Below are 22,463 nucleotides of genomic sequence, written 5' to 3' on the forward strand. Positions count from 1 at the left end.
GGCATCTTCTCACACCGCGTCAAGAATGGAGGACTTCGGATCGTCCTCTACGTGAGCAGCTACATGGGGTTCTGGCCGGCGACGCTCGGCGCGCTGGGGCTGGCCGGGGCCTCGGGCTTCGGCTCGTCCTGGAGCTCGTACTCGAGCGGAGCGGGGGAGATGGCCATGTCGCTCGTGACGACCCAGGAGTTGTAGCGCTTCTCGGACACCTCGATGAGCTTGCCGTCCTCGTAGCAGACGACATGCAGGACGAAGGTGGGCTCCTTGATGGTGGGGCGGCCGTACTGGAAGCACTCCTGGTTGCCGCGGCGCTCCTTGCTGGTGGGCTGGCCAAGGATGCCGGAGACGTCTTGCGGCGACATGCCCTTGTTCACCTGACGGAGGCCCCAGGCCGTCTCCACACGGTAGGGGGTGGCCGCCGGCTGCAAGGCCACGAACCACTTGCCGAGCAGGAAGAGGAACAGCGCCGCAGCGGGGTACAGCAGCAGCATGCGCTTGGGACGGCGAGGCTGCTGCTTCGAGTAGGCGCTGAAGATGCCGTCGTTCTTCTGGGCTGCGTCCATTTCACCCGACCCGGTCTGCTGGTGCGCTTGGCTCACACCCCGAGACATGCCCCGTGCAGGTGGCAGATGCAAGCAGGTCGAGGCATGGCCCGGCCAGAGGCGCCCTCCTCTTGTCGGGAGGAGAGCGGAAGGTCAGGCGAGCGAGAGGTCCAGAGCCAGGGCGAGGGCAAATCCCCACATGAGGCTGCTGGTGGCCTCACGCTGGAAGCCGCTGCGACGGCTCTCGGGGATGACGTCGCGGGTGACGACGTAGAGCATGGCTCCGCCCGCGAAGGTGAGGCCCCAGGGGAGCAGGCGGGTGCTGAGGGAGAGTGCTCCCACGCCGAGCAGGCCGCCGAGCGGCTCGACGAGTCCCGTCAGCAGCGCGAGAAAGGCGGAGCGACTGGCGCTCATGCCCGAGCCCCTCAGCGCCACGGCTACCACCAGGCCCTCGATGAGGTTGTGCACGGCGATGCCGAGTGCGACGGCCAGGCCCAACCGCGACTCAGGGCCGGCGAAGCTGACGCCCACTGCCAGGCCCTCGGGGAAGTTGTGCAGGGTAATGGCGAGCACGAACAGCATCACCCGGCTCCGGCTCAAGCCCCCGTGGGCGGGGAGGTCCTCGGGGACATGTGAGTGGGGCATGAGGGCGTGCCAGCTGCGCACGAAGAGGGCGCCGAGCAGCATGCCAAGGCCCACCTTCAGCACGGCCCCGCCTGGCGCGTTACCCCCCTGGAGGAGCAGGCCGAGCGCGGGGATGACCAGGGAGAAAGCGGTGGCCGCGAGCATCACGCCCGCGCTGAATCCGAGCATCCGGTCCAGTGCCTTGCGTCCGAAGTCAGGGGAGACGAGGACGGGGAGGGCCCCCAATCCCGTAGCCGCACCCGCGCCCAAGCTGGCCAGCAACCCCGTGCCCAGCAGTCCCGTTCCGATGGCATCCACCATGTTCACCCGTCTCCTTAGGAGTGAACGGAAGGAGTCGGGGTTTTTCCATTCGTCAGCGCCGACGCTGAAACCGCTTCCCCACCAGGCGGGCGGTTGTGCTCTGGTGCGCCGCCATGACGTCCCCCCTCGTCTACCGCCGCTATGGAGGCTCGCTGCAGGTCTCCATCCCCTCCTTTGAGGTGCTCGTAGAGGCCGTGCGCATACCGGAGACCCAGTGGCTGGCCACGGCCTGCCCTCTGGAAGGACTCAACTGCGACCCGCGCTTCCTCGCTTTCGTCGACACGGATGGGAACAAGCGCATCCGCGTGGCCGAGCTTCGCGCCGCCGTCGAGCACGCGGTGAAGCTGCTGAAGTCGTACCAGGGAGCGGACGCGGCGAGCGACGTGCTCGCGCTGGACGCGCTCTCCGAGGCGGGAGTGAAGCTCCGGGACGTGGCCGGCATCCTGCTGGAGACGTTGAAGGCCGTGGACCGGACACGCATCTCGCTGGAGCAGGTGCGCACCAGTGAGAAGGCGCTGCGGGAGGCAGGGCAGAACGGGGATGGGATTGTTGCCCCGGCCTTCCTTCCCGAGCCGCTGAGGCCGCTGGCGCAGAAGCTCATGGCCTGCTTCCCCGAGGTGAAGAACCGGGCGGGACAGGCGGGAGTGGACTTGCCCATGCTTCAGCGCTTCCGCGAGGAGCGGAGTGCGCTGCTGGTGCACCTGGCGGAGAAGGCCTCGGTGCTGGCGTGGGGCGAGCGGAGCGTGGAGCACGCCCGGCGCATCCAGGAGATCCGGCCGCTGCTGGACACGTACTTCCTGCAGTGCCGGCTGGTGGCAGCGCAGCCCGAGGCCGTTACGAGCCTCAAGCTGGAGGCGGGTCGGGTGCAGGGGGCACTCGGGGATACGCAGGCGCTGGCGCGGGTGGTGTCGGAACTGCCGGTAGCGCCTCCCGAGCCCGGAGGCGCGCTGCGTTGGTCCCGGCTGTACCGGGGTCAGTCGTTCGAGAAGCTGGACGCCTTCCGGAAGGACGTGGCCGTGCCACTCACCGGGGACATGGCGACGCTGGTGGACACCGCCTGGCGCGATTTGTCCGCGAAGGCCGACGCCATTCTGGCGTGGCAGTCGAGGATGGAGGCGAGCCCTCTGCGCGGACTGGTGGAGGTGCTGCCGACCCTCTCCGAGTCGGAGCTCGAGGCCCTGGAGGCGGCGTGCCGGGCGGACCTGGCGCTGAAGGACAAGCTGGACGCGGTGGACGAGCTGGAGCGGTTGATCCTCTACCAGCGCTGGCTGCTGATGTTCGCCAACAACTTCATCAGCATGCCGGACCTGTACCAGACGAAGCGGCGCGCGCTGATGGAGAAGGGGACGCTCATCCTCGGGGGCTGGAGGTTCAGGCTGGCGGTGCTGGTGACGAACCGGGCCGCGCACGCGGCACTGACGAGCCAGGGCACCACCTGTACCCTCTATGTGCATGTGGCGGCGAAGGAGGGCGGTGAGAGCTACGAGGTGGCGGTGCCGGCGACGCGCGGGCGGAGTGGCGGCCTCATGGTGGGCAAGCGCGGCGTGTTCTACGACGTGGAGGGCCGCGAGTACGACGCCGTGGTGACGCAGGTCATCCGGCAGCCCGTGTCGCTGTGGGAATCGATGACGATGCCGTTCGAGCGGATCGGCCAGTTCATCTCCAAGAAGATCGAAGGGATGGCGGCGGCCGGGGAGAAGTCGCTCGATGAGACACTGGAGAAGAGCTATGCGCAGGGGACCGTGGTCGCTCCCGCGGCGCCGGCTCCAGCGGCTCCCGCGGCGGGTCCTGGTGGTTTCATCGCGGCGGCGGGCATCGCGTTCGCGGCGGTGGGCTCGTCACTGGCCTTCATCGTGACGCAGATGAAGTCGCTCACCGTCTTCGACGTCATCTCGGCATCGATGGTCGTGGCTGCCGTGGTGATGCTGCCCTCGGGCCTGCTGGGGTGGCTCAAGCTGCGCAAGCGCAACCTGGCGCTGTTGCTGGAGGGCTCTGGCTGGGCACTCAACGACAAGTTGATGCTCACGAGGGATCTGGCGGCGCTCATCACCCGCCGGCCGAGGCTGCCGAAGAACGCCAGGGTGGACAGGACTGACGTGTTGCACTCGGTCCTCGTGAAGGCGCGCGAGGACGATGAGGCGGAGCCGCGCTCGCCGGGCATGTGGCTGGCCATCGGGCTCGTCATTCTGTTCGTCCTGCTCTGGCAGTTCCGCGAGCCCATCATTCGCGAGGCCTGCACGCGCCGGTGGATGGCCGGTGCCACGTGTGACTCGCTGATGACACCGGGCTCCTCTCCGACAGTGCCGCCTGCGCAGCCAGCTCCGTGAGGTCGCGGGCTACTTCCAGCCGAGCAGGCTTCTTGCATGGCTAGCCAGAGATGCGGAATTAGATGCCTGCTTTAGGGGGGGCCGGGCGTGTGTGCCGGACCTCTATCAATCATTTCCAAGGTGTCCAGTCCTTCGTGACCGGCTAAGATTGGGAGGAGTAAAACCGAGGTAGGGTTGAGGGCATATTATGTCTGGGTCGGTTGCAGAAATTCGGCGCTCGCTACTGGCGAGGGTTAGAGGGCTTGATGCTCTGGAGATCCAGGTGTCAGGCCCTTTTCTTGTTAAGATCTATGCGCGTGCAAGTTCAGGACAGGATGACGAAGAACTAGAGGAGCGAATTAGGTCGGTTTTGCATTACGTGGGCCAGCTTGCGGTGAGGTACGAGGTTTCTATAGCCCAGGATCTTCCTGGGGCTATTGAGGAGGAACCGCCATATGCGCGCTTCCGCTTGGCTTCGCTGAACACCACGCAGGTGGATTGGGAATTGAAGGAGACTCTCGTCCGGCTGGTCCCTTCACTTGGGAGATTGGTATTTGAAAAGCGTCCACCGGATCAGCCCCTTGCGCTGCGGGTGTTTGTCGCTTGCGAGGATGGTTCAACTCCAGAGTTGCTTATCAGAGATGTGCGAGCTGCATTGCTCGCAGTTGGATTCGCTGGACTTTCTGTTGATGTCCGCCCCTTGCCGCCGGATGACTCTCGAAATGATTTGAATAATGCTGGTTTCTTTGTCCCCAGGAGGGAGCCGCGTATCAACAACCTCTTAGAACAAGAAGAGGAGTTGTTCGCTAGGCGACTTAAGCAGGTCATGTCAGGTGCGCCTCCTCCTCTGCCACTGGTGGACAACTTCAAAGGTACCAAGGTGCTATGTACAACATCTCTTGGTAAGGCAACCCCGATTTCTTGCTTCCTGCCAGTCTATGACCGCATCTATACCGTCATGTCTCCGGGTGGAGGGTACCCTGAAGGCGATTACTATCTTAATCGGTTTGGGCTGAAAGAGTCTGACTTCTTGGCCTATTGTCGTAGAGGCAAGATTATTCCGATTTTTAAGTTTGGCCTTGGGGTTTATCCGGAAGCCATCTCGCGCACTTTTATTGAGGATCCATCGCTGGGGTTCTTGGGAGGGCGTGATTTGGATTATTTGGCTGCGAGATATGCGTGGCAAGGCACTCCATATCTGCGAATGCTCCGTGAGGACCGCTCACTCTCTCATGTGCTTTTTGAGTTGGCGGATTCGATATCTGAGACGGCACGGGCCCAGGATGTTAATGCCAGCCTTCTTCGTGACGCTTCCCTTGTTATGATAAGGGGAGCCGAGGCGTTCGAAGGAGTGATGTGGAGGATTGGTCATTTGGCCCTTCCTCAATTTTCTCCTGCAATGTTGTTGACGCATTGCTTGACTCGCCTCTCTGGTGAGAATGGGCGCGCAGCATTTGCTTTTATTGATATGCACAGCGCGGCCATGCATTTGTGTATGGCTCAGGCATTCGGCGCGTCCTTGCATACTGGTTTGGTTGTGAATGAATCACTGCTAGATTTCTATGCGGATAGTTTCCTGCCCGAGACGAAGCTGATGAAAAAGGAGCAGGTCTCTCGCATGGGAGAGATTCTCAAGGCTCTGGAGATTGCTTACAGCGAAAAAATCCCAGTTGATGAGTACCTTGACGTCTTCGATCAGGCGGAGACTCGGCGCATGCGTGCGATAATTGCAGATGTTCTGGAGTCAAAGGGAGAGCCAGTTCGGGATGATGAAATTCGAGAGAGTGTGCGCGCTTTTAATGAAGGGGTTCGCAAGCTTGCGCGTAATGCCATCGAAATAGCTGATGTCGACGTTGTCGGTGATCTTGTTAAGGGAGGGCAAATTGCGAGCGGGAATGCCGCGCTCATTGATGTGATCTCAAAAGCAACTAGTTTGAAGGTGCTGCGGAGAGTCAGTGAGATGATGTTTGAGCGCGTAGTCGAGGATACTGCTTTGGCAGATAAATTGGACAAAGTTCGAGGCGCAATCAACGGTGTTCCTGCGCAATCCGTGAGGCTCTATCGAATCAATAATAAAATCAAGCGCCGCACTTGAGTACGTAGTCCTGGATTTGTGATCAAAAGAGCATGCTTCTCGTTACAGAGTTGTATGAGGCCCGGTTTAGCGCCAGCCGAGCAGGCCGTGCAGCAGGGGCGTCATCTGCTCGGCCGTGCGCTGATGGGTCTTCCGGCTGGGGTGCCAGACACAGCCGAATCCCTCGTCTTCAAGTTTGGGAGGCACCTCGGCGAAGTGCACGCGCGAATCTCCGGATTGGCGCAGGGATTCCACTACGCCGGAGATGAGGACACGGGCGTTGCTGCGCGCATTGAGGTCCTTGGGGTAGCTGTCGCTGATGCCGGAGCCCAGGAGGCAGACGATGTGGGCATTGGGATAGTGGCCGCGGATGCCATCCACCAGGGCGCGGTATGCGTTGCGAAAGCGCTCCTCGCCGGGGTGCTCCTTCCAGAAGTCATTGGCGCCGAGCTGGATGACCACCGCATCGGGCACCCATGAGTTGAAGTTCCAGCGGCTGTCCTCGCGATAGGGGAGGGGGCGCTCGTAGAGCTGGGGCAGGGGCGGGGAGGGGTCGTTGGCGTGGTTGACGGCTACGCCCTTGCCAGAGAAGGCGATGATGGTGGCCTCGGCGCCGAGGGCACGCGCGGTGAGGGCAGGCCAGGTGAGGGAGCTGCGCTGGGTCTCCACGTTGAAGCTGCACTGCTCGTTCTTGCCCTCGATACCGAAGCCCGTGAGCCCCGAGTCGCCGATGAACTCGATGCGGCGCGTAGGCGCGGGAGGCGCGGGTAGCAACTGAGCGCCCGGGTCGAGCTCGAGCCCGAGGAACTGGGTCTCTCCGACGGAGGACTCGGTCTCCTTCTCCAGCCGCAGCACGTGCTCGCCCTCGGGGAGGCCCTCGACGACGCGGTAGAGCATGCGGCCCTCGCCCACGTAGAGGTCGCGGAAGGGCGCACCGTCCACGCTGAAGCGGAAGCGGTTGGGAGCACGCTCCTCGACCTTGGGCAGATCGAGCAGGCGCAGACCGAGGGACGTGCCAGTGAATCGCACGGTGAGGGACGTGCCACCCCAGGCGAGACGGGCCCCCTGGGCGTCTCCACGGTCCACACGGCCACCGAAGCGCAGCTCGGGAGCTTGGGGAGACACCTGGACGGGAACGGTGTGGCAGCCGCTGTGCACGGCCAGAGCCAGCACTATGCTCGGCAACCAATGTAGCAATCGCTTGGGCTTCAAATGGAAGAGATAAGTGCCCATGGATTAGGTGCCACTGCGACCGAGATGAAGTGCAAATCCTTTCCAGTTTTTGGCATCCATCCGTATGAGTTCTGCTTCAAACTTTACCTCCGTGATGAGTGGCTCCGTCATGATAAGCACTGCGTAGAAGTACTTCCAGTCACGGGAGCCGCGATAGCCAGCAATATCAGCGGCGAGTTCCTCGATGCATCTCTTCAAGTCTTCGGCAGAACGCGCGAATTTGAGTTCAATAATGATGCCTTGTTCTCTTACGCCTCCATCTGCCGTGAACCCCTTCACGAGTCCGCCGACTTCTGGTCTCGACTCATACTTACCTTCGAACATCAGGTTCATCGATTCATCGAGTACCTCCTGGACATCAGCTTCGGAGTTAATCTTCTTTCCGCGCTTGGCCATGATGTAAGGTAGGCTTTTTAGAACCGTTTCTACCCTGCGAAGAGCATCCTCCTCAGGCGCGCTTAGGCTTGTACCTGCAATAGCCTTCAGGCCATACAAAGAGTCCTGAAGTAGGGTTAAGGCAGGACTGTTCAGTACGCCTAGCTCTTCCATCCATTCAATTTCGCTGATGTCTGTGACGAGTGCCGCCCACTCCCCTTGTAGTTTTTCGCGAGTTCCTGGCAACCCAGAAGCCTCAAGTACGTTCAGGATGAGCCTGAAGAGTCTCTCTGCTCTTGATGCCATTCTGCTTTTGGTCCATCTGATACTTTCCTTAGTACTCGGTCCATCTTGGTCGGATGTGCCATGGCGCTCCTGGTCCTCCAACTCTTCTAGTTCTGAAAGAGCCTCGTAAGCTTGACGGAGTTCAGCTTCAAGCGTTGGAAGTGCATTGCGAATTATGGCGAGGTCGGTAGGCATAAGGTTTGTGTGATGTTCTGGCTAAGGCAGCTGCAATGTTGTGTGAATGGGTTGATGCATTCATACGTGAGGCACTTCGGCTTTGAATTTGGGGGCGAACTCTTCTACAGGAAAGGTGAAATCAATCAGCTCGCGGCGCTCGTGGAGCCCGATGTGGGCGGACGGGAGATCCACGCGGCGATGAAGACGTCCAGCTCGCCACGCAGCACGTCCTTCACTCGCGGAGTGCCGGCACCCGTGCGCGGGTCTTCCACCCGGGCGCCACGGCCCAGGTGGTAGCGCCGGGCTTCGTCCGCGGTGTTGCTTCCGCCCTGGCCCTTCACCACTCGCGAGGCGATGTCCTTCATCTCGCCCAACTCGCTTGCGCCTGCCAGCGTCATCATCCGGCCCGAGGTCTCGTCCTTCACCGTCACTTCTGTCTTCACCCGCGACAGGTAGGTGCCCTCGTGCCGGCGCACCTCGCGGCCGTCCACGTCCAGGCTCTCCTCGTCCTCCACCGGCCCGCCCCGGTGCACTCGCACGTAGGCGCGCTGGCGCTTCTCCTCATCGATGCGCCGGTGCAAGCCCGCCTCGCCCGCCAGGTAGCCGTAGGCCCCGGGCCCGGCAATCCGCACCACCACTCGGAAGGGCTCCTCCGCCTCCGCCACCGCAATGCCCTCGTAGCCGCGCCGCTCCGCCCAGCCCAAGTACATGGTCGCCAGCTCCTGCACCCACGCGTCCTGGCCCTCGCCCGTCTCGCTCGCGCAGATGTCCACCAGTGCCTCGTCGCCGTGGTCCGTCGTCCCCGCGGCTCCCAGCACTTCGGCCATCTGCACTTCGCGCGCGACCTCCTCCACCTGCTTCGCCGCCGACGCGAGCTGTGCCTCTCCCTTCGCCTCGCGCACCAGCCGCCGCGCGAAGGTGGTCCTCTCCTCCATCCGGTCCAGCTCGTTGAGCTGCGCTTCCACCGTGCGGAAGGCCCTCAGCGTCGAGGCCGCGCGCTCCGGGTCGTCCCACAGGTTGGGCGCCTGTGTCGCCGCCAGCAGTTCCGCGCGCCGCTCCTCCAGCCTCGGCCGGTCCGCCGACACCGACAGCGCCCGCGCCCGTCCCACCAGCCGGTCCATCTCGTTGAGCAGCGACTTCTTGTCCAACCGCCGCTTCACCGCCGACACCGACTTCTCCGTCGGCAGCGCGAGCTGTGCCGTCTCCTCGCGCGGGCGCGGTGCGAGCTCGGCCACCGCCACCACCTTGCCGCCCGGCCGCGTCTCCACCCGCACCGGGGCTCCCGGGGGCAGCGGACGGCGGGCAATCTCCACCGCCAGCGCCGCGGTGAGCGTCTTCTCAATCTCTCGCTGCAGGTAGCGCGCGCCGAACTGCGGCGAGTAGCCCCGGTCCACCAGCAGGTCCACCACCGCCGGCGTCACCTCCACGTCCAGCCCGCGCGCACGGATGCCCTCGCGCTCCAGCACCCGGCCCACCTCTCGCTGGGCAATCTTCCGGATCTCCACCTTCGTCAGCGGCTGGAAGTGGCAGATGGCATCGAAGCGGTTGAGGAACTCAGGGCGGAAGGCCTCGGCGATGCGCCGGTCCACCTCGGTGATGAGCTCCTCGGCACGGCGCGAGCCCATGAAGCCGATGGCCGGCTCGCGGTACACCTCGGCGCCCACGTTGGACGTGGCCACGATGACGGTGTTGTTGCAGGAGATGGTTTCCCCGGCCCCGTTCACGAAGGTGCCCTCGTCGAAGAGCTGTAGGAAGCGGTCGTGCACACTGCGCGCGGCCTTCTCGAACTCGTCGAGCAGCAGCACGGTGAACACCTTCCCCTCCAGCAGCGCCGTCAGCTCGCCGCGCTTCGTCTCCACGGCGGGAGCCCACGAGGCCCCGAACGGGACGCTCTCATCCCCATCGTTGGGGAAGTCCGCCATGTTGAGGCGGACGAGCCTGTCCTGCGAGCCGAAGAGGTACTCGGCCAGCAGCTTGGCGAGCTGCGTCTTGCCCACGCCGGTGGGGCCGGCGAAGAGGAACACGCCCAGCGGCCGGCGCGGATCATTCAACCCCGCCTTGAGCAGCGCCACCGAGCGCAGCACGGCCTGCACCGCGTCCGTCTGCCCCAGCAGCCGCTCGCCGAAGAAGCGCTCCGTCTCCTCCAAATCCAACGCCATCGCGTCGTCCACGACGAAGCGCGGCAGCCGGGTGGTGGCACAGAAGCGGGTGAGGACGTCCTCGGGACCCACGCGGTCCTTGGCTCCGCCGGCGGCCTCCGCGGCCGTCTCCTTGAGCAGCTCAATCGCCTTGCGCGGCAGCCTCTGGGCCAGCAGGAACTTGGAGGCCAGCCGCAGCGTCAGGTCGCACGCTGCCGGGTCGATGGGCAGGTGAAGCTCACGCTCCAGCTCCTCGGCCACGCGGCCCAATATCCACCGGGCCCGCTCGGCGGGCGGCTCCAGGAGAGGCACCAGGTGGAGCCGCTCGGAGAAGGCCTCATCCGCGCGAAGCAGCTCCTGCACGCGCTTGGGCTCGGTCTCGAAGATGAAGCGGATGCCCCCGGTGCGCAGGGCGCGGAAGGCCACGGGGGCCAGGGGCCCGCCGATGACCGCCGGCAGGTCGCGGATGTAGACAATGGGACAGGGGTGCCTGCTGAGCCAGGCCAGCAGCTCCTCGAACGTCTCCGCCGCCTGACGCTGGGTGCTGCGCGCCAGGATGTTGGCGACGGACACCTCCACCATCCTCGCGTTGGCGAGCTCCGCGTCCACGCGGCCCTCGATGATGCGGCGCGCCACCTCCTGAACCAGGGCGGACTTGCCCACACCCGGTTCTCCGGAGAGCAGCGGGTGCTTGCCCCCTCGCGACAGGAGGCCAAGCACCTCCATCACCGCGCTGTCCACGCCGTGCGCGGCCGTGAGTTTGCCTTCCCGCGCCAGCGCGGTCAGGTCTCGGTCGATGAGCCGCTCGTTGTCCTCGCTCTTCCTGGTGGCCATGGTCGGGATCGCCTCGAAAGGCGCGGGGGCACTCTAGCGTGCTGAACCGCAGTGGTGGACCCCGTTGCTTCCTCGACCATGGCCGCCGGTGCCGGAATCAGCACTCGGCAGTCGGGTGCCCCCAGGGGTTGGAGGCAGGCGTCTGCCGGAGCAGGGCCTCCAGCCGCCGGGCCCGGGTGCTAGCGCTCTCGCGAGCCGGGGAACGGGGGGGCCGGACGGTGGCGCTCAGGCGCGCTGCCTGGTGCGCGAGGAGCTGCTCCACCTCCGGAGACCAACGCTTGAACTCGAGCCACTCCATGTGCGTCCTCCCTTTGGGGATGGTGTGAACGCAGATCCATGCGCCTTCCGGCCGTGTGGTTCACTACGCCCCGCGTCAGCGGAGGGTGGGAATGACGGGTTCCCAACTCTTTCCGGGTTGTAGGCCCTTGACTCGACAATCAATTGTCCAGGTGGAGCGGAAGAGAACGGAAGGCGGAGGACTCGAACCTCAGACCGGGAGCCGGTCCGCACCCGCTAGCAACGGGGCCTGGCGCCATCGCCAGTTCACACTTCCAGGAAACGGAACACGATGGAGTCGAACCACGGGCCCCGGAGGGCCCACCTGGTTTCCAGCCAGGCTGCCGGCCACCCGGCAGACATGCTCCAGACTGCGAGTAGAGCGGAAGGCAAGGGACTCGAACCCCGAGCGCGTGACAGCGCCCGCACCGCTTTCGAGGCGGGCCACCGGGCCTCCGGTGTCGACCTTCCAAAGTGTGCCGGCAGCAACTCCCGCCTGCCGGCGTGCGGGGCGTTCGGGCCGGGGACGCCTCTGGCCTCCCCTGTCTGCACCGCTCCTGTCACGGAGCGGAGCCGGGCAGCCCCCTCTGGAGGTTGCCCTCTACCCGTCGCTCACTCCTCGAGCTCCGTGTGCCAGTACGCAACGTCACGGAGGAACTTGCGCCACGAGACGGGCATGCCCTTCTCGTAGGCGAAGGTCAGCTGCACCGAGCCAGGGAGCTTGCGCGGCTTCTCCGGCGTGGAGAGCAGCTTCAACCCTGCCTGCACGGGCGTGCGGCCCCCCTTCTTCTGATTGCAGGGGACACAGGCGATCACGATGTTCTCCCAAGTCGTACGGCCACCCTGGGCCCGGGGCACCACGTGGTCGTACGTGGCCTCGGGGCGCGACACCTTCCGGCCGCAGTACTGGCACTTGCAGCCATCGCGCATGTACACGTTGTCGCGGCTGAACTTGATGCCGCGTCCCTTGCGCCGCTCGCCGCGCAGGAAGCGGATGACAGAGGGCATCCGGATCTCGAGGGTGACGGAGCGGACCAGGCGGTCGTCGTACTCCTCGACCACCTCGACCTTCCCCTGCCACAGCAGCATCATCGCGCGCTGCCAGGAGATCCGTGCCACGGGTTCATACGACTGGTTGAGGACCAGCGTCTCCATGACTCGGGTTTCCTTACTGGGGGATATGTCCGCGGCGAGAGTCGAACTCGCACCTGAGCTGGGTTTGAGCCAGCCGCCTCTCCCGATTGGGCCACGCGGACGGGTTGGGGAGCCTGTTGCAGTACACGCCCTGGGGATCGAACCCAGCAGACCTGGTATGTGAGACCAGTGCCGTCTCCAGCTGGCTCGGCGTGCAAGTGGAAGGTTTCAAGAGAAGGTGAGGAGTGCCCCCGGTCGGGCTCGAACCGACGACCCCCGGTTTACGAAACCGGTGCTGCTACCAACTGAGCTACAGGGGCAAAACAGTGCTGAGAGTGCCGACCCCAGGAATCGAACCTGGTCCTCCCATTTTTCAAACGGGCGCGCGGACCACCTACGCAAGGACGGCATGAAGCAGAGTTGCGGAGCAGGGAGTCGAACCCTGCGGCCCAGGCTTATGAGGCCCGGTGGGACGCCCGGTCCCACTCCGCATCAAGACAGTTGCCCCCGGCAGGACTCGAACCTGCGGCCTCTCGGTTCGGAACCGAGCGCTCTGCTCCAACTGAGCTACGGGGGCGGAAGTGGCGGCTCCGGCAGGACTCGAACCTGCGGCCTCTCGGTTCGTAGCCGAGCGCTCTGATCCAACTGAGCTACGGAGCCAATCAATACGAGGTCGGCTGGAAGGGGTTGATTGACACATCTGGGTGACAGGATTTGAACCTGCAGCCTCGCGGACCCGAACCGCGCGCTCTGCCAAATTGAGCTACACCCAGGCAGGACAACGACAACGACTGCGACAGACAGAGTCGGGATGGCCGGATTCGAACCGACGGCCTCGTGCACCCCAAGCACGCGCTCTCGTCCAGGCTGAGCTACATCCCGATGAAGCTCCACAGGAGGGATTCGAACCCCCAACCTGGCGGTTAACAGCCGCCTGCTCTTCCATTGAGCTACTGTGGAATGTGCTGCATTGACGACGAAGTTCCGGGAGCAGGGGTCGAACCTGCATTTGCGGGGTCAGAGCCCGCCGTCCTGCCATTAGACGATCCCGGAGTGAGTGAAGCGGGCGACGGGATTCGAACCCGTGTTTCCGGCTTGGGAGACCAGTGTCCTTCCGCTGGACGACACCCGCGTGAGTACCTCCGGAGGGATTCGAACCCTCGCCACCCGCTTAAGAGGCGGGTGCTCTACCTATGAGCTACGGAGGCGTGTGCCGCCTCTCATGAGGGCAGGCGGCGCTTCACCACTGCGATTCAGTTGTCAGAGAGCTGCTGCGCACTTCGAGTTGCAGAGTGGGGACGCTGGGAGTCGAACCCAGAGGGCCCTGTCGGGCTTCGGCTCTACAGGCCGACGCGTCTCCGTAACGCTCTACGTCCCCAGATGGGTGAGGCTGGAAATGAGAGAGGCCGGGAACCCTTTCGGGAGCCCGGCCTCCGTCGCGCCGCCTCACATCTGGAGGCGGAGCATCAGAAGAGGCTCGGGTATGGCAACCAGTCAAAGGTCCCGCGGAAACCGCGCTGCACCACGGGATACTGGCAATACCGCGACTGAGAGGAGGGGGCCGGCAGGGCACTGACGCGCACGTTGCGGAAACCGGCATGGTTGTTGTGCTGCTTCGGATTCATCGTTCCCGGCTTCATCGTCGTCGTCCGCATCGTCACCGCTCCTTTCACCAAGAAGAGACGCTGGGCCCCAGGATTCCTGACGGAGTATTTTCCGGTGATTTTCCTTTCCGCTCCCGAACCCCTGCCTCTCCTCTCATGAGCCCCTTCCGTCCTTCCCACCTTCTCTCCGCGCTTCTCTTCCTCTGTGTTCCGGGAATGGGCTGCGCCGCGTCTTCGCAGGCGAAGCCCGCTCCGGTGGCACCTGCTCAGGCAAAACCCGCTCCGGCGAAGGCTCGTGCGCGCGACCTGGGCATCACCTTTGGAGGGGAGACCGGTCCCCTCAACGCCATCACCGACGTTTCCGGGGTGCTGGTCGGTCACACGACGCTCATCACCGGGGAGGGCAGGCTCCTGATGGGCAAGGGGCCAGTGCGCACGGGGGTCACCGCGGTGCTGCCTCGGGGGCGCGAGGGCATGTCCGAGCCCGTCTTCGCGGCCTCCTATGCTCTCAACGGCAACGGCGAGATGACGGGGACCACGTGGGTGGCCGAGTCGGGGTTGCTTTCAGGGCCTGTCATGGTGACCAACACCTCCAGCGTGGGGGTGGTGCGTGACGCGGTGGTGGACTGGGGCGCCAGGCACGGCCTTGGGTGGGAGCTCGGCCTGCCGGTGGTCGCGGAGACCTACGATGGCATCCTCAACGACATCAACGGCTTTCACGTCAAGACGGAGCACGCCCTGCGGACCATCGACGGCGCGAGCGGCGGCCCCGTGGCCGAGGGGAACGTGGGTGGCGGGACGGGGATGATCTGCCACGGCTTCAAGGGCGGCATCGGAACAGCCTCGCGCAAACTGCCTGAGGCGCTGGGCGGCTACACGCTGGGCGTGCTGGTGCAGTGTAACTACGGCAGTCGGCGGCTCTTCTCGGTGGAGGGGGTCCCCGTGGGCGAGGAGATTCGCGACCTCCAGCCCTGCTACACGGGCAGCGAGGCGCCCTCGTCACCGCTCGTCCGCGACATGCGCCCGTGCGCCCAGAGCGCCAGCCTCACCACCTCCACCATCCCCGAGGGCATGGGCTCCATCATCGTGCTGGTGGCCACCGACGCGCCGCTGCTGCCGCACCAGTTGGAGCGCATCGCTCGGCGCGTCCCACTCGCCATCGGCAAGATGGGCGGGCTGGGCGAGGACTACTCGGGTGACATCTTCCTCGCCTTCTCCACCCAGCCGGTGAAGCCGCCCGCGGACAGCCCGGTGGCCCGCGTCTCTTCGCTGGACAACGGGCACCTCAACCCGCTCTTCGAGGCCACGGTACAGGCCACCCAGGAGGCCATTCTCCATTCCATGCTCGCCGCCGACACCCTGACGGGCGCCGATGGCATCCGCGTCTTTTCCCTACCTCATGACCGGCTCGTCGAGGCCATGCGCAAGTATGGCCGGCACCCCGCTCCCGCCCGGGCCCGCGCCGAATGAAGCCCTCACGTTTCGCTTGAACTCGATAAACCGGAATTCCATAGTACCTGGGCTGCTCGGGTGCCCCTCTTGCTGTCAGACCCGAGAGCCACCCCACAGGAGGCTGCAAATGAAGAAGGACATGACCAAGAAGCCGTTCTTCGCCCGTCTGCTCGAGGACCAGGAGCTGGATCAGGTGTCGGGTGGTGCGGATCAGACCCAGAAGTACCCTTCGGACAACGACGACCACATCGCCTCCGTGAAGCTGCCCCCCGACACGACGCATAAGTACCCCTCGGACAGCGACGAGTCGGAGCTGTAATCAACGACTGGCGCGGACTTGCGCGCCCCGGTCTTCACATGCCCTCCGCCCGCGACATCGTCCTGCTCCTCACCCATAGCGCCGACTTCTACACGGTCGACCGGGTGGCGGAGGAGCTGTCGCGGCGGGGGGTTCGTCCTTTGCGGGTCAACACGGATGGCTTTCCGGCCGAGCTGGAGCTGACGTCGCGCCTGGGGCCCGAAGGGGACGAGGTGGTGCTGCGGACGGCGGCCGGCGAGCTGCGCGGCGAGGACGTGCGCTCGGTCTGGCTGCGCCGGCTGGTGTCTCCCCTGCTCGATGAGTCGCTGGAGCCCGCCTGGCGTGAGAGCTGTGTGCGCGAGTCGAAGGCGGCGCTCGAGGGCTTCCTCGACGGGCTGGCGGCGGCGGGCTGCCGGTTCATCAACCCGCTCCGGGGAGAGCAGGCGGGCAACAAGCTGCGCCAGTTGCGGCTGGCCCTCGCCCAGGGGCTGGAGGTGCCGCCCACGCTGGTGACCAACGACGCTGCCCGCGTCCGGTCCTTCTTCGCGCAGGTGCGCGGCCGGATGGTGGCCAAGATGCTGACGCCCCTGACGCAGTCCATGGCGGGCGGGCAGCCCTTCGTCTACACGAGCGCGATTGGTCCCGAGCACCTCGATGAGCTCGAGGGGCTGCGTCACAGCCCCATGGTGTTCCAGGAGCGCATCGACAAGGCGCGCGAGCTGCGGGTGGCCGTGGTGGGCGAGCGCTGCTTCGTGGGGGCCATTGACGCCTCGCGCTCGGCGGAGGGGCAGGTGGACTGGCGGCGCTCCCGGCCGGACGAGGTCCGCTGGGAGAAGGGTGAGCTGCCGCCGGAGGTGGCGGAGCGCCTGGTTCGTCTGGTTGCCTCGCTGGGGCTGGTGTACGGCGCCGCGGATTTCATTGTCACACCCGAGGGACGGCACGTCTTCCTCGAGGTCAACCCCGGGGGCGAGTGGGGCATGCTCGAGAAGGATCTCGGCCTTCCCATCGCCGCGGCCCTGGCTGACGCACTCGCGTCCGAGGGCGGCTCCCCCTGACGGCATACGCAGGAGCGTCATGGCCATCCTCATCGTCACCCATTCCCAGGACAACGAGGCGCCTCGCGCCGTGCGGCGTGCCCTCGAGTCGCGCGGCGAGCGCGTCTACCGGTTCGACTCGGACCTGTTCCCCACCGAAATCCAGCTCTCGCTCGACGAGGCGGGTGGAGGGCGGCTGTCCGGGCCCGACGGGGCGCTCGATCTGTCGGAGGTCTCCGCCATCTGGTACCGCCGCAACGCCACCGGGGCGGGCATCCCCAAGGACATGGATGAGCAGCTGCGCAAGCCCTCGGTGGAGGAGAGCCGGCGCCTGCTGTTCGGGATGATGACGGCGCTCGGGGTGTTTCAGCTGGATGCGCTCGACGTCATCCGGCGCGCGGAGCACAAGCCGCTGCAGCTCAAGCTGGCGCGCGCGCTAGGGATGGATGTGCCGCGCACGCTGATGACCAATGATCCGGAGGCGGTGCGCGCCTTCGCCGCGAGCTGCCCTGGTGGAGTGGTGACGAAGATGATGGCGTCCTTCGCCGTCTACGACGAGCGGGGCCGAGAGCAGGTGGTCTTCACCACGCCGTTGGAGGCGAGTGAGCTGGAGGACCTGGAGGGCCTGGACCTGTGTCCGATGACCTTCCAGGAGCGGCTGGCGAAGGCGGTGGAGCTGCGGGTGACGGTGGTGGGAGAGCAGGTGATGGCGGCGGCCATCGATTCGCAGGCGCTGCCGAAGGCCCGGGAGGACTGGCGCCGTGAGGGAGCGGCGCTCGTCGATGCGTGGAAGCCCTACACGCTGCCCGAGCCGGTGCGGGTCCAGTCGCTTCAATTGATGGAGGCGCTGGGGCTCAACTATGGCGCCTTCGACTTCATCGTCACGCCCGAGGGCCGGCACGTCTTCCTCGAGGTGAACCCGGCGGGCGAGTTCATGTGGTTGATGCGCAACCCAGGGCTGCCCATCGACGAGGCGCTCGCGGACGTGCTCTCCGGACGCGCGGTGCGCCGGTTCGGGCCCAAGCCGCTGCCGGTGCGTTGAAGCCAGGCTGTGCCCGGAATGAACGGGGCTGAACGCGAGAGGCACCCGGCGGGGACGTCCAGCCGAGCGGGCCTCGTGGGGCATCCTCTCTGGACGATTGCTGTCTTCCATGATGCGCCAGAGCTTGCGGGTGTCCTGAATCAGAGGGGGGGACACACATGCGGCAAGCGATGAGGGCCCGGAGTGCCGGGCTGTGGGTTGGTGTGTTGTTCGGGGTGCTGGTGTCTGCCTGTGGGGTGGACTCCGAGCTCATGGCTCCGGAGGGGGAAGCCGGGGAGGAAGCAGTCTCGACGGTGGAGGCCGCGCACTCCCGGAATGAGCCGTTGCCCGAGCCCCGGCCGACGGCGCTCTTCGGACCGAAGGTGGCATACGGAGGGGGCAAGTACCTGGTGGTGTGGCAGGACGTCCGGGACGGGGGCATCTACGGAGCGCGCATGAAGCCGGACGGCACCCTGCTGGACCCCGAGGGACTGCGCCTCAACACCCACCCGGAGCGGGACTTCGGGCGCAATCCCAACGTCGCGTTCAACGGCAAGGACTTCGTGGTCGTCTGGGACTCGACGGATGGGGTGGATGGGACGCGGCTGGCTCCGAATGGCGCGGGGCCCGGGCCCGTCTTCACCGTCATCTCCTCCGGCGAGGTGTCAGGCGACGTGGGCATCGCCTGCTCCCGGAAGCTGTGCCTGGTTACCTTCAACGTCGACAGTGACGAGGGCAGCGACATCGCGGGTCTGCGGATTGGTCCCGACGGGAGCCGGCTGGATGACACCGTCATCTTCATTTCCGACTCTCCGGTGACGGGCGAGTCGGCAGTGGCCTGGGACGGGAAGCAGTTCCTGGTCGTTTGGACGGACTCCGCCGGCGGACTGGACACGCCCGACATCTACGGGGCCCGGGTGAAGGAGAACGGCACCCTGCTCGAGCGGGGCGGCTTCCCCATTGGTGCAGCGCCTGGCATGCAGCGGACGCCCGCGGTGACCTGGACCGGCCGGCGGTTCCTCGTGGTCTGGGGGGACATGCGCAACGGCACGGACTGGGATGTCTTCGGTGCGCGCGTGCGCTCGGATGGGCGCGTGGATGACCCGGCGGGCCTTCCCATCTCCACCGAGCCAGGTGACCAGCGCTTCCCGGGTGTGGCTCACCACAACTCGAAGTCCCTCGTCGTCTGGGATGACACCCGCGCGGGTCCGCACCGCATCTGGGGCGCCCGGGTGGAGGAGGACGGGGACGTGAGGGATCCGACTGGCTTCGCCATCTCGGGCGGTGAGCTCGGCAATGAGTTCCGCCCGGCGGTGGCCTACGGGAGCGACCGGTTCCTCGTGCCGTATGCCGCCTCCTCTGTAGCCGACGAGCCCTTCACCCCGAACTTCATCCTGGGCAAGCGGGTGAAGCACGACACGCGGGTGATGGATACGCCGGCGCTCGTGTTCACTCGCTCCACGTCTGAACCGGCTGCTTCCCTCGTGGAGCCGCGGAGCGAGTAATCGGGGTGAGCCTTCTCCTGGAACTGTTGTGATAGGGTGCGCGCCCCATGGCAAAGTCCCCGTGCCCCGTGACGCTGAAGCAGTTCCAGGAGAAGGCCGAGCCGCTGAAGGTGGTCATCAACGGCCAGGAGATGCTCGCCGAGGTCAAGGCGTTCTCGACAGGCTCCTTCGGCTGGAACATCAACGGCAAGATGACCATCACCGTCGATGGCAAGCCGCTGTCGGTGCAGATCGGCATGAACATGACGGTGGTCGGCTCGAAGGAAGCCGCCCGGGAGTAAGCCGCCCGGGAGTGGCTTACTGAGCGGTCGGCGTCACCGCGACGAGGCTCACCATCGCGTCGCGGCGGGCGCCGTGCTTCACGAAGTCCTGCACCACCCGCGCGAGCGTGGCGCCGAGCTGGCCGATGAGGGGCAGGTGGGCTCCTCCCTCGCAGGTGGCCTGGCCCTGGGTGTCCTCGGCGTCCGGGATGAAGCGCTCATCCCAGCGCACCAGCCCGAAGGTGCCATCCGCGGCCAGGGCCCCGTGCACCAGTGGCTTACCCGCCGTCCGCGCGAAGTCACTCAGCAGCACCCGGCTCGCCTGGTTGTCGAAGCAGTCGACGAGCAGGTCCGCACTCCCACACAGCGCCGCCACGTTGTCGCGCGTCACCCGCACGCCGAAGGACTCCGCCTTCACCCCGTGCAGGTTGAGGAGCTGGAGCTTCAGCGCTTCGGCCTTGTTCTTCCCCACCGAGGGCTTCACGAAGGCCTGCGCCAGCAGGTTCTTGGACTCCACCCGGTCGAAGTCGATGAAGACGAGCGTGGCCTCCAGGTTGCGGCACAGCACCGCCGCCGTCGAGCCAATGGCCCCCACCCCGCAGAAGACGATGCGCATGGCGGGCCTTCCTTACGCCCCGAAGGGCACCTTGGGCCGCAGGTAGATGCGATCCTCGCCCCGGGGACCGCGGAACCGGTCCACCACGTAGTGGACGAAGGCGTCCTCGCGCAGGTTCGCGATGTGCAGCCCCGGCGCCCCGCCCGAGCGCACTACCTCCAACGCGATGCGCCGCACGTCCACGTCCGACACGTGGCCGTCCAGCTCCAGGGGCAGGTCCGAGGACAGGCCGTTGTAGGTGATGTTCAGCGTCGCCATCTCACGCCTCCTTGGTGGCCCGGCTCGGGCCTCGTGGGGAGGCGCTCGAGCTGGGCTTTGCCCTGGGGGACGTGGACGGGTGGGGGTTCCTGACGCTCAGTGGTCGCCGTAGCGCTTCTCGCCGGCCTCCACGCGCAGCTTCAGCCGGTTCTGCGGAGGAGGTAGCGGGCACGTCGCATAGGCCGAGAAGGCGCACGGGGGGTTGTAGGCCCGGTTGAAGTCCAGCACCACCTTCCCGTCCTTCGGCGGGTCCGTGTACAGGAAGCGTCCCGCCCCGTACGACTCGGTGCGGTTGGTCTGGTCCGCGAAGATGATGAAGAGCGGCTCCGTGCTGTTCTCCTGCACTGGATCCAACCGGTACTCCTGGCCATTCACCGTGAAGACGATGGTGCCCGGTGAGGGCATCTCCTCCACCACGCCGAGCACGTTCGGTACCGAGATCTTGCGCGGGGTCGTCGCCGGCTCGAAGCGGCCCTCGATGCGCCAGGCCGCGCTCACCGGCCAGGTGGGAATGCCGTGGAACTGCTTGCGCGCAGGGGCCTCCGAGTCCTTCACCCGGATGCCCAGCCGCTCACCCCGGCGGATGAGGTAGAAGTGCAGCGAGCCCAGCGCGAGCACGTCCTTCTCGCTCTCGCTGGCGCCCAGCTCGCCTCCCGTGAAGGGCTGGCCCGCCCGCGTCAAGGAGACCCCCGGCTGGACGGCGAGCGTCACCTTGCCGTCCTTCTGCGTGAGGGTGCCCAGGTGCGCCGGCGTCCCGGCGGGGAAGACGACCTCGCTCTCCGGGGCGGAGCCCACGCGGTTGTCGCCTTCCTTCAGCCAGTGCAGGCCCACCAGGCTGAGCCAGCCTTCCTCGGATGTGAGATTGGCGATGCGCTTCTGGTGCCAGGCTCGCGTCTCGGCTTCGAGGTCAAACGGCGCGGGTTCAGCGGGCTTGGATTCGGCGGGCTTCTTCATGGCGGGCTTGGACGGGGGCGCGGCGAGCGTGGGCGTCGCGAACGCCAGCGTCGAGACAGTGAGCAGACGTGCAATGCGCATGGCCCGACCATGACAAGACCTCCGGCGCGCGTCCACCACCTGGGTGGAGGGGAAGCGAGGAGACGCGCGGGGAGCCCTTCCCGGACCTAGCGGCGGCCAGTGGCGCGCTTCGCGGTGCGCTTCGTGGTGCGCTTGGCGGCGGCCGGAGCCCGCTTGGCGGCAGGAGCACGCCGGGCAGCGGTGGCCGTCTTCGCGGCGGTACGCTTGGCCACGGTCTTCCGGGCCGGGCCGGTCTTCTTGGTGGGACTCTTCTTCTGCTGGGCCGAGGCCCTACGGCCTCCCACCTTTGGCTCCATTCTCCGGCCCTTCTTCGCGCGGACGGTCTTGCTGGTGGCCCGCGTGCTCTTGCGAGCGGCCTTCTTGGCGGGAGCCGGGCGCTTCTTCTCGGGCTTGCGCTTCGCGACGGTGCGGCCCTTCCTGGCCGACCCCGACTTGCCCAGCCTGCGGCGGCCACTGGGCTCTCCGGTGGGTGCCAAAGACGCGGGCACCTGCCCCGGCGGGTTGGCGGTGGGGGCGAGCAACTCGGCGGTGTTGGCTTGTTCCGCTTCCAGCGGCGGGCGCGGCGATTCGAGTGACATACGGTGCTCCTCCTTCGAGAGCGCTCCACGCCTGGTCCACTGGGTGTCAGCGCCCAAGCGTTGGATGGGCGAAGTGAACTCCACCCGACGAAATGCGTAAGCATCGTGGAGCCATGATGCTCGGACGCGGGGATGCGCAACGCGAAGGAGCGCGGTCTGAAGTGGCTCCGAGTCGCGTGCATGGTTGTGTACAGGGCGATGCGTGGACGTGGTGTTGTCGGCCAGCATCGGGTGGATGAGGGCAGAGCGCTCTTCGATGGGGTTGAACGCCGAGCGCAACCCGGAGCGGGTGTGGAACGAAGGCGAGCCGCGCGAGCCTCAGCGGGCGCGGCGACCTCGGGCCCTGCGCATTCCCGGCGGCCATGACAAGGAGGGTGCTTCCTCGTTTGCCCCTCCCTGGAGGGCTGGTGCAGTCAGGGGTGCAGCGTGTCCAGAAGTCCAGCGGGGCGGGTTGTCCGCCGGGCGGTGCGCCCCAAGCTTCCC

Annotated in this window: 20 protein-coding genes and 15 tRNA genes; 8 read left to right on the top strand and 27 right to left on the bottom strand. The window is 66.0% G+C overall.

The genetic code is table 11. The features are described from left to right. Positions 1 to 59 precede the first annotated feature (59 nt). Together OV287_RS12635 and OV287_RS12640 are read right to left on the bottom strand one after the other, a co-directional pair. On the bottom strand, positions 60 to 563 hold the full coding sequence (locus OV287_RS12635; RefSeq protein WP_267534281.1) for a hypothetical protein: 504 nt from the start codon (positions 561 to 563) through the stop codon (positions 60 to 62). Between the two features lie 132 nt (positions 564 to 695). After that, the gene (locus OV287_RS12640; protein WP_267534282.1) at positions 696 to 1,487 is read right to left on the bottom strand and encodes a ZIP family metal transporter; all 792 of its coding nucleotides are present in this window, start codon (positions 1,485 to 1,487) and stop codon (positions 696 to 698) included. Positions 1,488 to 1,600: 113 nt separating this feature from the next. On the opposite strand from OV287_RS12640, the gene OV287_RS12645 reads away from it, so the two are divergent. Together OV287_RS12645 and OV287_RS12650 are read left to right on the top strand one after the other, a co-directional pair. Continuing rightward, positions 1,601 to 3,814: a kinesin gene (locus OV287_RS12645; RefSeq protein WP_267534283.1), complete on the top strand. Its 2,214-nt coding sequence runs from the start codon at positions 1,601 to 1,603 to the stop codon at positions 3,812 to 3,814. Positions 3,815 to 4,001: 187 nt separating this feature from the next. Beyond that, entirely contained in the window at positions 4,002 to 5,888 is a 1,887-nt protein-coding gene (locus OV287_RS12650) for a hypothetical protein (RefSeq protein WP_267534284.1), read from the top strand. 66 nt (positions 5,889 to 5,954) lie between these two features. Here OV287_RS12650 and OV287_RS12655 read toward each other — a convergent pair whose 3' ends face one another. The 21 genes from OV287_RS12655 to OV287_RS12755 form a co-directional block, all read right to left on the bottom strand. Further along, positions 5,955 to 7,040: an SGNH/GDSL hydrolase family protein gene (locus OV287_RS12655; protein WP_267534285.1), complete on the bottom strand. Its 1,086-nt coding sequence runs from the start codon at positions 7,038 to 7,040 to the stop codon at positions 5,955 to 5,957. Positions 7,041 to 7,103: 63 nt separating this feature from the next. Next, on the bottom strand, positions 7,104 to 7,955 hold the full coding sequence (locus OV287_RS12660; protein ID WP_267534286.1) for a PD-(D/E)XK nuclease domain-containing protein: 852 nt from the start codon (positions 7,953 to 7,955) through the stop codon (positions 7,104 to 7,106). Between the two features lie 125 nt (positions 7,956 to 8,080). Then, entirely contained in the window at positions 8,081 to 10,909 is a 2,829-nt protein-coding gene (locus OV287_RS12665) for an AAA family ATPase (protein ID WP_267534287.1), read from the bottom strand. Between the two features lie 97 nt (positions 10,910 to 11,006). Further along, complete coding sequence (locus tag OV287_RS12670) at positions 11,007 to 11,207, bottom strand: hypothetical protein (RefSeq protein WP_267534288.1); 201 nt, start codon at positions 11,205 to 11,207, stop codon at positions 11,007 to 11,009. 262 nt (positions 11,208 to 11,469) lie between these two features. Then, positions 11,470 to 11,552: transfer RNA gene (locus OV287_RS12675), tRNA-Ser, on the bottom strand. Positions 11,553 to 11,568: 16 nt separating this feature from the next. Beyond that, a tRNA-Ser gene (locus tag OV287_RS12680) sits at positions 11,569 to 11,656 on the bottom strand. Between the two features lie 141 nt (positions 11,657 to 11,797). Then, positions 11,798 to 12,340 (bottom strand): HNH endonuclease, encoded by a 543-nt coding sequence (locus tag OV287_RS12685; protein WP_073566406.1) that lies wholly within the window; start codon positions 12,338 to 12,340, stop codon positions 11,798 to 11,800. 26 nt (positions 12,341 to 12,366) lie between these two features. Continuing rightward, positions 12,367 to 12,441 (bottom strand) — tRNA-Leu (locus OV287_RS12690). Positions 12,442 to 12,565: 124 nt separating this feature from the next. Then, a tRNA-Thr gene (locus tag OV287_RS12695) sits at positions 12,566 to 12,639 on the bottom strand. Between the two features lie 16 nt (positions 12,640 to 12,655). Further along, positions 12,656 to 12,728: transfer RNA gene (locus OV287_RS12700), tRNA-Phe, on the bottom strand. 11 nt (positions 12,729 to 12,739) lie between these two features. Then, positions 12,740 to 12,811, bottom strand: a tRNA-Met gene (locus tag OV287_RS12705). Between the two features lie 10 nt (positions 12,812 to 12,821). Beyond that, a tRNA-Arg gene (locus tag OV287_RS12710) sits at positions 12,822 to 12,896 on the bottom strand. Between the two features lie 5 nt (positions 12,897 to 12,901). Beyond that, a tRNA-Arg gene (locus OV287_RS12715) sits at positions 12,902 to 12,979 on the bottom strand. 39 nt (positions 12,980 to 13,018) lie between these two features. Continuing rightward, a tRNA-Pro gene (locus OV287_RS12720) sits at positions 13,019 to 13,092 on the bottom strand. 33 nt (positions 13,093 to 13,125) lie between these two features. Next, positions 13,126 to 13,201: transfer RNA gene (locus OV287_RS12725), tRNA-Pro, on the bottom strand. 6 nt (positions 13,202 to 13,207) lie between these two features. Continuing rightward, positions 13,208 to 13,279: transfer RNA gene (locus OV287_RS12730), tRNA-Asn, on the bottom strand. Positions 13,280 to 13,301: 22 nt separating this feature from the next. Next, positions 13,302 to 13,372, bottom strand: a tRNA-Gln gene (locus OV287_RS12735). A gap of 8 nt (positions 13,373 to 13,380) precedes the next feature. Beyond that, positions 13,381 to 13,451, bottom strand: a tRNA-Gly gene (locus tag OV287_RS12740). 5 nt (positions 13,452 to 13,456) lie between these two features. Beyond that, a tRNA-Lys gene (locus OV287_RS12745) sits at positions 13,457 to 13,527 on the bottom strand. 85 nt (positions 13,528 to 13,612) lie between these two features. Then, positions 13,613 to 13,697: transfer RNA gene (locus OV287_RS12750), tRNA-Tyr, on the bottom strand. A gap of 88 nt (positions 13,698 to 13,785) precedes the next feature. After that, the gene (locus OV287_RS12755; RefSeq protein WP_267534289.1) at positions 13,786 to 13,974 is read right to left on the bottom strand and encodes a hypothetical protein; all 189 of its coding nucleotides are present in this window, start codon (positions 13,972 to 13,974) and stop codon (positions 13,786 to 13,788) included. Between the two features lie 165 nt (positions 13,975 to 14,139). Between OV287_RS12755 and OV287_RS12760 the strand changes: the two genes are divergently transcribed. The 6 genes from OV287_RS12760 (at position 14,140) to OV287_RS12785 (ending at position 19,514) form a co-directional block, all read left to right on the top strand. Continuing rightward, positions 14,140 to 15,393 carry a DmpA family aminopeptidase gene (locus OV287_RS12760; RefSeq protein WP_373371826.1) on the top strand — a complete coding sequence of 418 codons (1,254 nt, stop codon included), beginning with the start codon at positions 14,140 to 14,142 and terminating at the stop codon, positions 15,391 to 15,393. A gap of 109 nt (positions 15,394 to 15,502) precedes the next feature. After that, positions 15,503 to 15,694 carry a microviridin/marinostatin family tricyclic proteinase inhibitor gene (locus OV287_RS12765; RefSeq protein WP_267534291.1) on the top strand — a complete coding sequence of 64 codons (192 nt, stop codon included), beginning with the start codon at positions 15,503 to 15,505 and terminating at the stop codon, positions 15,692 to 15,694. A gap of 38 nt (positions 15,695 to 15,732) precedes the next feature. Continuing rightward, positions 15,733 to 16,728: an MvdC/MvdD family ATP grasp protein gene (locus OV287_RS12770; RefSeq protein ID WP_267534292.1), complete on the top strand. Its 996-nt coding sequence runs from the start codon at positions 15,733 to 15,735 to the stop codon at positions 16,726 to 16,728. Positions 16,729 to 16,747: 19 nt separating this feature from the next. After that, positions 16,748 to 17,749, top strand: coding sequence for an MvdC/MvdD family ATP grasp protein (locus tag OV287_RS12775; RefSeq protein ID WP_267534293.1), 1,002 nt, complete (start codon positions 16,748 to 16,750; stop codon positions 17,747 to 17,749). Between the two features lie 158 nt (positions 17,750 to 17,907). After that, positions 17,908 to 19,233, top strand: a complete 1,326-nt coding sequence (locus OV287_RS12780) for a hypothetical protein (RefSeq protein WP_267534294.1) — start codon at positions 17,908 to 17,910, stop codon at positions 19,231 to 19,233. 47 nt (positions 19,234 to 19,280) lie between these two features. Further along, positions 19,281 to 19,514 carry a hypothetical protein gene (locus tag OV287_RS12785; protein WP_267534295.1) on the top strand — a complete coding sequence of 78 codons (234 nt, stop codon included), beginning with the start codon at positions 19,281 to 19,283 and terminating at the stop codon, positions 19,512 to 19,514. A gap of 16 nt (positions 19,515 to 19,530) precedes the next feature. Here OV287_RS12785 and OV287_RS12790 read toward each other — a convergent pair whose 3' ends face one another. The 4 genes from OV287_RS12790 to OV287_RS12805 form a co-directional block, all read right to left on the bottom strand. Beyond that, positions 19,531 to 20,109: a HesA/MoeB/ThiF family protein gene (locus OV287_RS12790; RefSeq protein WP_267534296.1), complete on the bottom strand. Its 579-nt coding sequence runs from the start codon at positions 20,107 to 20,109 to the stop codon at positions 19,531 to 19,533. Between the two features lie 12 nt (positions 20,110 to 20,121). Next, complete coding sequence (locus tag OV287_RS12795) at positions 20,122 to 20,367, bottom strand: hypothetical protein (RefSeq protein WP_043394189.1); 246 nt, start codon at positions 20,365 to 20,367, stop codon at positions 20,122 to 20,124. Positions 20,368 to 20,463: 96 nt separating this feature from the next. Beyond that, complete coding sequence (locus tag OV287_RS12800; RefSeq protein WP_267534297.1) at positions 20,464 to 21,402, bottom strand: DUF1684 domain-containing protein; 939 nt, start codon at positions 21,400 to 21,402, stop codon at positions 20,464 to 20,466. Positions 21,403 to 21,488: 86 nt separating this feature from the next. Beyond that, positions 21,489 to 21,980, bottom strand: coding sequence for a hypothetical protein (locus OV287_RS12805; protein ID WP_267534298.1), 492 nt, complete (start codon positions 21,978 to 21,980; stop codon positions 21,489 to 21,491). Positions 21,981 to 22,463: the final 483 nt, after the last annotated feature.

The organism is Archangium lansingense, assembly GCF_026626635.1.
Classification (GTDB): domain Bacteria; phylum Myxococcota; class Myxococcia; order Myxococcales; family Myxococcaceae; genus Archangium; species Archangium lansingense.